Genomic DNA, 9,321 nt, shown 5'->3' on the forward strand with positions numbered 1-9,321 from the left:
CCCTTTTTTCTCTGAGAGTAACAATGCTAGACCATATTGATCTGACGAAGCTTATATTCGGCCGTCTGACTTGGGATGCAATTCCATTTCACGAACCTATCCTGCTGGCGACCTTTGCGATGGTCGCCCTGGGCGGCATCGCACTCGTTGCGGCGCTGACGTATTTCCGCGTCTGGGGTACCCTGTGGCGCGACTGGATCACCAGTATCGACCATAAAAAAATCGGTATCATGTACATGATCCTGGGCTTGATCATGCTGCTGCGCGGCTTTGCCGACGCGCTCATGATGCGTACCCAGCAGGCTATCGCCTTCGGCGACAATGCCGGCTTCCTGCCACCGCATCACTACGACCAGATCTTCACCGCCCACGGCGTGATCATGATCTTCTTCGTCGCGATGCCTTTCGTGACGGGTCTGATGAACTACGTGGTGCCGCTGCAAATCGGCGCGCGCGACGTGGCTTTCCCTTTCCTTAACAACTTCAGCTTCTGGATGACCACCATGGGCGCCGTCCTGGTGATGGCCTCGCTGTTCGTCGGCGAATTCGCCCGCACGGGCTGGCTGGCCTATCCGCCGCTGTCGGGCATCGTCGGCAGTCCGGACGTGGGGGTAGACTATTACATATGGTCCCTGCAGATTGCCGGGGTCGGGACGCTATTGTCCGGTGTCAACCTGATCGCCACCATCGTCAAGATGCGCGCGCCTGGCATGACCTGGATGAAAATGCCCGTCTTCACCTGGACCGCACTGTGCACCAACATCCTGATCGTCGCCGCCTTCCCGGTGCTGACGGCTGTCCTGGCCATGCTGTCGCTGGACCGCGTTGCCGGCTTTAACTTCTTCACGACGGAACTGGGCGGCAACGCCATGATGTACGTCAACCTGATCTGGATCTGGGGTCACCCAGAGGTCTACATCCTGATCCTGCCGCTGTTCGGCGTGTTCTCGGAAGTCGTTGCCACCTTCAGCAGCAAGCGCCTGTTCGGCTATGCGTCGATGGTCTACGCCACCTGCGTCATCATGATCCTGTCCTACCTGGTATGGCTGCATCACTTCTTCACCATGGGTTCGGGCGCCAGCGTCAACTCCTTCTTCGGCATCACGACGATGATCATTTCGATCCCGACAGGCGCGAAGATCTTCAACTGGCTGTTTACCATGTACCGCGGCCGTATCCGCTTTGAACTGCCCATGCTGTGGACGATCGGCTTCATGGTCACCTTCACCATCGGCGGCATGACCGGCGTCCTGCTGGCCGTACCACCGGCGGACTTCGTGCTGCACAACAGCCTGTTCCTGATCGCCCACTTCCATAACGTGATTATCGGCGGCGTGGTCTTCGGTGTGTTTGCTGCAATTAACTACTGGTTCCCGAAAGCCTTCGGTTACAAGCTCGACACCTTCTGGGGCAAATGCTCGTTCTGGTTCTGGTTCGTCGGCTTCTACCTGGCCTTCATGCCGCTGTACGTGCTGGGCCTGATGGGCGTGACCCGTCGTGTCAACCACTTTGAAGATCCATCCCTGCAAATCTGGACCATCATCGCCTGGTTTGGCGCCGTCTCGATCGCGCTGGGCATCGGTTCCCTGCTGATGCAGTTCTATGTGAGTTTCCGCAACCGTCACGCCCTGCGCGACGTCACCGGCGACCCATGGGGCGGCCGTACGCTGGAGTGGGCAACGTCGTCGCCACCGCCAGACTATAATTTCGCCTTCACGCCGCAAGTGCATGAACTCGATGCATGGACTGACATGAAGAAACACGGTTACCAGCGTCCGACGTCCGGTTTCACGAAGATCCACATGCCGAAGAACACCTGGGCCGGTTTCGTGATCGCCGCACTGTCCGCAGTGGTCGGCTTTGGCCTGATCTGGCAAATGTGGCTCGTCGCCGGCGTTGGCTTCGTGGTCATGATGGCCGCCATCATCGTCCATACCTTTAACTACAAGCGCGATTACTACATTCCTGCGGAAGAAGTAATCCGTACCGAAGACGCTTATACTAAATTGCTGAGCAGCCATGTCTGATACCATCGCCCATAACACCGGCGCCGCTGGCGCCGCACCAAGCTCGCGCAGCTACTTCGTGCGCGAGCACCACCCGGAAAACGGCAGCCTGCTGGGTTTCTGGCTCTACCTGATGAGCGATTGCCTGATCTTCGCCTGTCTGTTTGCCACCTATGCGGTGCTGGGCCGCAGCTACGCGGACGGCCCGACGGGCGCCGCGCTGTTCGACCTGCCGCTGGTCGCCGTCAACACGGCCATGCTGCTGCTGTCGTCGATCACCTACGGCTTCGCCATGCTGGCCATGCAGCGCAAGCAATTGCGCAGCACCCTGGTCTGGCTGGCCATCACGGGCCTGTTCGGCCTGGCCTTCCTGTCGCTGGAAATGTATGAATTCATTCATCTGATCCACGAAGGCGCCGGTCCGCAGCGCAGCGCGTTCCTGTCGTCGTTCTTCGCCCTGGTCGGTACTCACGGCTTGCACGTGACGTTCGGCGTGATCTGGCTCGTGACCCTGATGTTCCAGTTGAACAAGCATGGCCTGACCCCGGAAAACGGTCGTCGCATGATGTGCCTGTCGCTGTTCTGGCACTTCCTGGACGTCATCTGGATCGGCGTCTTCACCTTTGTTTACCTGATGGGAGTCCTGCCATGAGCGACCATACACACGGCGATAGCCACCACCATGACCAGCACGACCATGGCAGCCTGAAAAGCTATGCCATCGGCTTCATCCTGTCGGTCATCCTGACGGCCATTCCTTTCTGGCTGGTGATGACGAAAGCCATCACCGACTCGGGCACCATGGGCCTCGTCCTGCTGGCGTTCGCGGCGGTGCAAGTGGTGGTGCACATGGTGTACTTCCTGCACATGAACACCAAGTCGGAAGGCGGCTGGAACATGATGGCGCTGATCTTCACGATCATGATCGTGGGTATTGCCATGGCCGGTTCCCTGTGGGTCATGTACCACATGAACCACAACATGATGCCGGATCTGATGCCTGAGTACATGCATGTGAAAACGGCTCCATGATGAGTAATACGCGCCCAAGCAACACCGGGCGCGCCCCTGGCGCCGCATCGCAAGATGCCGCGCCAGGCCCACGCGGCACGGCCATGCAGTATTCAAAAATTGCACTGGCCTTGCTGGCGGGGATCTTGTTTGCCGGTTTCTGTGCCCTGGGCACCTGGCAAGTCAAGCGCCTCTTCTGGAAGCTTGACCTGATCGAGCGCGTCGAACAACGCGTACATGCGCCCGCAACGGACGCCCCTGGACCCGCAGCCTGGGCCAGCATTACGCCTCAAACGGATGAGTACCGCCATGTGCGACTCTCCGGTACATATCTCCCCCTATTCAATACCCTGGTGCAGGCAACGACGGCACTGGGCAGCGGCTACTGGCTGGTGACGCCCATGCGCCTGGCCGACGGCAGCACCGTGCTCGTCAACCGCGGCTTCGTGCCGAAACGCGAAAGCATCGGCGCCGGCACGCCGGCCGGCATCGTCCATGTGGACGGCTTGCTGCGCATCAGCGAGACGGGCGGCGGCTTCCTGCGCGAAAACAATCCTGCCACGCAGCACTGGTATTCGCGCGACGTGGCCGCCATCGGCGCCTCGCACATGCTCACCAAGGTGGCGCCGTACTTCGTCGATGCGCAGGCAAAGTCGGAAACGGCCGCGGACGCCCCCGTCGGCGGCCTGACCGTCGTTTCCTTCCATAACAACCACCTCGTGTACGCCTTGACGTGGTTCGCCCTGGCCCTGATGGTTGCCGGCATCACGTGGTGGATCGTGCGCGAGGACAAGCGCCGCCGCGCGCGCGGCAAGAACCTTGATCATTCGCAAGAAAGCGACCATGCCGGGCAGGATTGAGATCCTGCCCAACCGCGAGGTACTGGAACGCGGTGCGGTGGCGGCCGAGATGGAACACCCGGCCGGCCACCAGAACATGAAGCTGCTGATCCAGCTGCGCTGGCTGGCCGTCATCGGCCAGATCAGCACCATCTTCGGCGTGGGCGTGGGACTGGGCATCGCCTTGCCCGTGCCCTACATGCTGGAAGTGCTGTCCTGCCTCATCGCCTTCAACCTGGCCAGCCTGCTGCGCTGGCACGAGCGCCAGCCCGTCTCCAACACGGCACTCTTCCTCGCCCTGCTGGTCGACGTGACCGTGCTGACGGCCCAGCTCTACCTGAGCGGCGGCATCACCAATCCCTTCGCCTTCCTGTATTTGCTGCAAGTCATCCTCAGCGCCGTCCTGCTGGAAGTATGGTCGACGTGGATCATGGTGGCCATTACCAGCCTGTGCCTGGCTGGCCTGGCACTGCTGCCCGGCCCTTTGATCCTGCCCATCGACCCGGAGCGGGGCTTTTCCAGCCTGTACGTGCAGGGCTTGCTGATCTGCTTCATCCTCAACGCGGCCCTGCTGGTGGTGTTCATCACGCGCATCAACCGCAACCAGCGGGCCGGCGACGCCAAGGTGGCCGATTTGCGCCAGCGGGCGGCGGAAGAGGAGCACATCATCCGCATGGGCTTGCTGGCTTCGGGCGCCGCGCACGAACTGGGCACGCCGCTGGCGACCCTGTCCGTCATCCTCGGCGACTGGCGCCGCATGCCGGAACTGAGCAAAAACAGCGAGTTGCTGGAGGAAATCACGGAAATGCAGGCGCAGTTGCAGCGCTGCAAGAGCATCGTCAGCGGCATTTTGCTGTCGGCGGGAGAGGCGCGCGGCGAATCGTCGGTGAAAACGACGATCAACACCTTCCTCAACGACCTCGTGGACGAATGGCGCAGCAGCCGCCCCATCCACGATTTCGAGTACGATAACCGCATCGAGCACGACGTTCCCGTCGTCTTCGATTCGACCCTGAAACAAACCATTTGCAACGTGCTCGACAATGCTTTGGAGGCGTCGCCCGACTGGCTGCGCTTCGAAGCGACGCGCGAAGCGGATGCCCTGCACCTGGTGATCACCGATGCGGGCCCCGGCTTCGAGCCGTCGATGCTGACGCATCTGGGCAAACCGTATCAAAGCAGCAAGGGCAAGCCCGGCGGCGGACTGGGACTGTTCCTGGTGGTGAATGTCGCGCGTACTTTAGGCGGTACGGTGACGGCGCGCAACCGGGTGCAGGGCGGGGCGGTGGTGCACCTGGCCCTGCCGCTGGCGGCCATCAAACTGGAAAGAGAAAGCGACCACCATGCAGGATGACCGTCTGTTACTGATCGTGGAAGACGACGCCGCGTTTGCCCGCACCCTGGGCCGCTCGTTCGAGCGGCGCGGCTATCAGGTCATCCTGGCGACGAATTTCGACGAGGCGAGCGCCTTGCTGGAACAGCATTGCCCCGACTATGCCGTCGTCGATTTAAAGCTCAACGGCAACACCTCTGGCCTGGCCTGCGTGCAGATGCTGCACCAGCACGACCCGGAGATGCTGATCGTCGTGCTGACGGGCTACGCCAGCATCGGCACGGCCGTCGAAGCCATCAAGCTGGGCGCCTGCCAGTACCTGGCGAAGCCGTCCAACACGGACGACATCGAAGCGGCCTTCGGCCACGTGGCCGGCAACGCCGACATCGAACTGACGGGCCGCGCCACCAACATCAAGACCCTGGAATGGGAGCGCATCCATGAAATGCTGGCCGAGACGGATTTCAATATCTCGGAAACGGCCCGTCGCCTGGGCATGCACCGGCGCACCCTGGCGCGCAAATTGGAAAAGCAGCGGGTGAAGTAGGCCGCGAGTTTGCCGCCTCAGTCTGCCTTGGCGGCGCTGCGCGTCCTGGAAAAAACGACATTCAGCACACGCGGGTTGTCCACGATGAATCCGGTGATCCGCTGGCGGCTGTTGCGCGTAAAGCGCAATAGCTCCTGGTCATCGATAGTCACGGTGTACGCGTCCTCGAAAGCCGGACTCATTGGTTTGCTGGCCTCGCGTTGCGCTTGCTTGTATAGCTTGCCGTCCTTCGTCACGATGGTCCAGTGCACATTGATTTCTGGACTGAAATAAGTTCCGGCATAGTCCTCCAGGCGCACGCGATCGGTCTGGACGGGTTTGACGCGGACCAGTTCAAGCGGTTCGTCTGCGCCAGAGCCGATAGTCAACAGCGCACGCTTGTCCTGCCGGGAAAATTGGAATAGGTTTTCCATTTTCCCCGGCAAGCGGAAGCGCTGGGCGCCGCCTGGCTCCAAGGCAACAGGTTCGCGCTGCGGGGCACGGTACCAAAGGTGGCCGTCCCTCGCTTCCCTCGCATGTAGCGACTGAGAATAGCGCTCAAGATAAACGCCGGCGTAACTCTCAAGCTCGGAGGCCGAAGGCATGCTTGCTGGAGCGGGCGCCCTGGCGGCAGGCCTGGCACCTGGCTGCGCGACAGTGGCGCGGCGTTTCTTGATTTCATCGGCGAGGAAAATATCGGCAACCTTGAAGCTGAGCAGTGTCTGGTCGACGCCGTCGACATTGCACAAGACCACGGCAGAAAAGCGCTGCTCTGGAAGGCGGAACAATTGCGCGTGGAAAGCTGCCGTATCGCCGGCGTGGTGCACCGAGCGCATGCCGCGATAAGCGCCATCGACGATCAGGCCACGCGCGTGGCTCAAGCGGATGCCGTCGCTACGAATGGCATTCTGCTGCAGTTGCTTGACCAGCCATGCGCCGCCGACGCGCGGCTGGTAGAAATTTCCGTCCCATTTCGCCAAGTCTGACACGGTGCTCAGCACACCCGTATTGCCCACCTGTTCCCAGTTGACGTCCTTTATGCTGTATCCGCCTGTCGCCGATGGTGCATAGCCCATTGCACGCTGCCGTACCACGGCGTCGTACTTGTCACGAACGCGGGTGTGGCGCATGTTCAGCGGCTGAAAAATACGCTCCTGCAGGAATGTGCCGAATGGCTGGGAGCTAAGCCGTTCGACTATCTTTGCCAGCAAGAAATAATTCGTATTGCTGTACATGAAATGTGCGCCCGGCGCGAAATTCAGCGATGTTTGCCGCAGAATGATCGCCATGGCATCCGCGTCTGACGAATAATCGACTTCACGCACGCCAGTCCCCATCGTCATCAGTACCGTATAGTCCCGCAAGCCGCTGGTATGCGACAGCATGTGGTCAATTGAAATTGCTTTACCGTAATTGGGCATTTCAGGCAGATACTGGCGAATATCATCCGTCAGGGAGATTTTCCCATCCTGCACGAGCAGTAAAATGGCCGCAGCCGTGAATTGCTTGGAGATCGATCCGATGGCGAACGCGGTGTTTTCCGGATCAATGGGCACGCCAAATTCCAGGCTGGCATTTCCATAGCCCTTTTTGTAGACCAGTTCACCATTTCGTATCACGCCGAGTGCGCAGCCAGGGCTGCCGGCGTCGTAGGCCGAAAACAGGGCATCCACCCGCTGCGTCAGTTCCGTCGTTTGTGACGTGTCGCTTGTGTCGGCCATCGCCGCAGCGCTATGGAGGACGAGTGCAATGGATAGAAAATGCCGCCGTACTGCAAGGACGCTCATTGAAACCCTTCGTTTGATTAAACAATTTCGATGTCACGCGTGGCCACGGCTGGGCCGGGAGGACGGTCTAGCCGGACATCCGTGAAGCGGCTAGCCACGCTTCATGCAGTTCATGCACCGCTCAGCCACGCCATCTTCTGCACCCGGATAGGCGGATGGCTCGCCAGCGCTTCCCACCATCGCCGGCCACCACTTGCGCGGCCAGGCCGATGGTTTGTTCTGCGTCAAAGGCGAGGAAGAAGGTGCACTGCGGCGTGGGGCTGGCGCGCTGCTGCCAGTGCGCATCGGAAAAGCTTGCCGCGCTGGCATGGCTGGCGCCAAAGGCAGTGGGGGCGTCGAGCAGGGCGGCCAGGCGCGTGGACTTCAAGGCCGGCCCGTCGGCGGCGGTGGCAGGACGGATGCGGAGCCGGCTCACAGGCGCGGTTCCTTCAAAGGGGAAGGCATGACCTAGCTCCTGGCCTCAAAGGCAGGATGGTAGCTGACGCTGCCGGCTGGCAGCGCTCCCTCCAGTACCAGAGCCTGGAAGTACGCGGGCGGCACGCCGGGCAAGACCAGTGTACTTTCCGCGCGGAAGCCGAAACGGCCGTAATACGCGGGCTCGCCCAGCACCACGCAGCCGGCCGCGCCCAACTGGCGCAAGTCGTCCAGTACCTGCTTGACGAGCCGGCTGCCCACGCCCCGATGCTGGTGGGCAGGCAAAACGGACACGGGCCCCAGCCCATACCAGCGCGGCGTGCCGTCGCTGATGTTGACGGGCGAGGCAGCCGCGTGGCCGATCAATGCCCCATCCAGTTCAGCCACCAGCGAGACGCTGAGGGCGCCGGCGGCGCGCAAGGCCTGGACGATGAACTGTTCCGTATGGTCCGTGTGCTCGGCATGCAGGAAGGTTGCGCGCGTTACGGCGCCGATGGCGCCCGTGTCGGCCGGAGTTTCCTTGCGAATGATCAATGTTTGTACTGCCAAGACAGGCCTCTTCAGTTGCTGGCCAGCTACCGCCGTGCCGCGGCGGATGGCTAGCCGTTGATGTTATATCCCGATACTTTCCAGACGGAATCCTTTTCCAGCACCGTCGTGACGGTTTCCTGCACGTTGGCCTTGTTTTCAAACTGGCTCACGTAGTCGATGACGACCTTGTCCTGGCCAGGCTTGCCGGCCGGCGCCTTTTGCAGGGCGGCGGACTTGAGCTTGCGCGACTTGAACTCGCCCAGCGGCCAGTGCACGGCCGTGACGACCATCTTCCAGCTCGACTTCGACATTTCGCTGCGCAGCGACGCGGCACTGCTGTCCCAGGTAGCTGCGGTATCGCCCGCATCCATGCGCTTGAGCCAGCTTTCCGCCGCCAGCCTGGCGGCCGCCACTTCCTTCGTTTCCTGCGCCATGGCAGGCTGGGCGCCCACTATGGCGGCGGCAAGGAACAGCGATGTGAGGAGTTTCATGGTGGTTCCGGAAAGGATTGAACAGACGTCCAGACTATCGCCAAACGTCGGCCCGGCATAGCCTTTTTTATGTGCGGCGGCGTGCATGCAACATCACGCCGCCAGCCACGCCATCTTCTGCACCTGGATATGGGGATGGCTCTCCAGCGCTTCCCATTCCGCTAAAAAGACAAATCCCTGTTTCCGGTAAAACGCGGCCGCGCGGGCATTTTCCGGCGCCACGCCGAGCACGAGGCGCGGATGGCCGTTGCCGACGGCGCATTGTTTCACGGCATCGACCAGCTGGCGCGCCACGTCCAGTCCCCGATATTCCGGATGCACCCACATGGCGATCAGGTGGCACTCGCCGTCGCCGGCCACCACTTGCGCGGCCAGGCCGATGG

General features: G+C 61.3%; 11 protein-coding genes. 6 read left to right on the forward strand and 5 right to left on the reverse strand.

Features of this window, described 5'->3' with window-relative positions:
• The first annotated feature begins 23 nt into the window (after positions 1-23).
• From cyoB to EBS11_RS23330, 6 genes are all read left to right on the forward strand, one after another.
• On the forward strand, positions 24-2,027 hold the full coding sequence (gene cyoB, locus EBS11_RS23305; protein ID WP_290606927.1) for a cytochrome o ubiquinol oxidase subunit I: 2,004 nt from the start codon (positions 24-26) through the stop codon (positions 2,025-2,027).
• Positions 2,020-2,658, forward strand: coding sequence for a cytochrome o ubiquinol oxidase subunit III (gene cyoC, locus EBS11_RS23310; protein WP_290606930.1), 639 nt, complete (start codon positions 2,020-2,022; stop codon positions 2,656-2,658). The genes cyoB and cyoC overlap by 8 nt, the downstream gene beginning before the upstream one ends.
• Positions 2,655-3,038 carry a cytochrome o ubiquinol oxidase subunit IV gene (gene cyoD / locus EBS11_RS23315; RefSeq protein ID WP_290606932.1) on the forward strand — a complete coding sequence of 128 codons (384 nt, stop codon included), beginning with the start codon at positions 2,655-2,657 and terminating at the stop codon, positions 3,036-3,038. The genes cyoC and cyoD overlap by 4 nt, the downstream gene beginning before the upstream one ends.
• A gap of 83 nt (positions 3,039-3,121) precedes the next feature.
• The gene (locus tag EBS11_RS23320; protein WP_290606934.1) at positions 3,122-3,877 is read left to right on the forward strand and encodes an SURF1 family protein; all 756 of its coding nucleotides are present in this window, start codon (positions 3,122-3,124) and stop codon (positions 3,875-3,877) included.
• Positions 3,861-5,210 (forward strand): ATP-binding protein, encoded by a 1,350-nt coding sequence (locus EBS11_RS23325; protein WP_290606936.1) that lies wholly within the window; start codon positions 3,861-3,863, stop codon positions 5,208-5,210. Before EBS11_RS23320 ends, EBS11_RS23325 begins: the two co-directional genes overlap by 17 nt.
• The gene (locus EBS11_RS23330; RefSeq protein ID WP_290606938.1) at positions 5,200-5,736 is read left to right on the forward strand and encodes a response regulator transcription factor; all 537 of its coding nucleotides are present in this window, start codon (positions 5,200-5,202) and stop codon (positions 5,734-5,736) included. Before EBS11_RS23325 ends, EBS11_RS23330 begins: the two co-directional genes overlap by 11 nt.
• A gap of 17 nt (positions 5,737-5,753) precedes the next feature.
• On the opposite strand, the gene EBS11_RS23335 is transcribed toward EBS11_RS23330, so the two are convergent.
• From EBS11_RS23335 to EBS11_RS23355, 5 genes are all read right to left on the reverse strand, one after another.
• Positions 5,754-7,502 carry a serine hydrolase domain-containing protein gene (locus tag EBS11_RS23335; RefSeq protein WP_290606940.1) on the reverse strand — a complete coding sequence of 583 codons (1,749 nt, stop codon included), beginning with the start codon at positions 7,500-7,502 and terminating at the stop codon, positions 5,754-5,756.
• A 121-nt stretch (positions 7,503-7,623) separates the two neighbouring features.
• Entirely contained in the window at positions 7,624-7,917 is a 294-nt protein-coding gene (locus EBS11_RS23340) for a hypothetical protein (protein WP_290606942.1), read from the reverse strand.
• A 32-nt stretch (positions 7,918-7,949) separates the two neighbouring features.
• Positions 7,950-8,450 (reverse strand): N-acetyltransferase, encoded by a 501-nt coding sequence (locus EBS11_RS23345; protein ID WP_290606952.1) that lies wholly within the window; start codon positions 8,448-8,450, stop codon positions 7,950-7,952.
• 65 nt (positions 8,451-8,515) lie between these two features.
• Complete coding sequence (locus tag EBS11_RS23350) at positions 8,516-8,938, reverse strand: DUF4019 domain-containing protein (protein ID WP_290606944.1); 423 nt, start codon at positions 8,936-8,938, stop codon at positions 8,516-8,518.
• A gap of 93 nt (positions 8,939-9,031) precedes the next feature.
• Positions 9,032-9,321 (reverse strand): N-acetyltransferase (locus EBS11_RS23355; protein ID WP_290606946.1); only part of this gene is annotated, 290 nt, incomplete at its 5' end.

The sequence above is a fragment of the Janthinobacterium sp. genome, assembly GCF_009923995.1.
Taxonomy (GTDB): Bacteria; Pseudomonadota; Gammaproteobacteria; order Burkholderiales; family Burkholderiaceae_D; genus Janthinobacterium.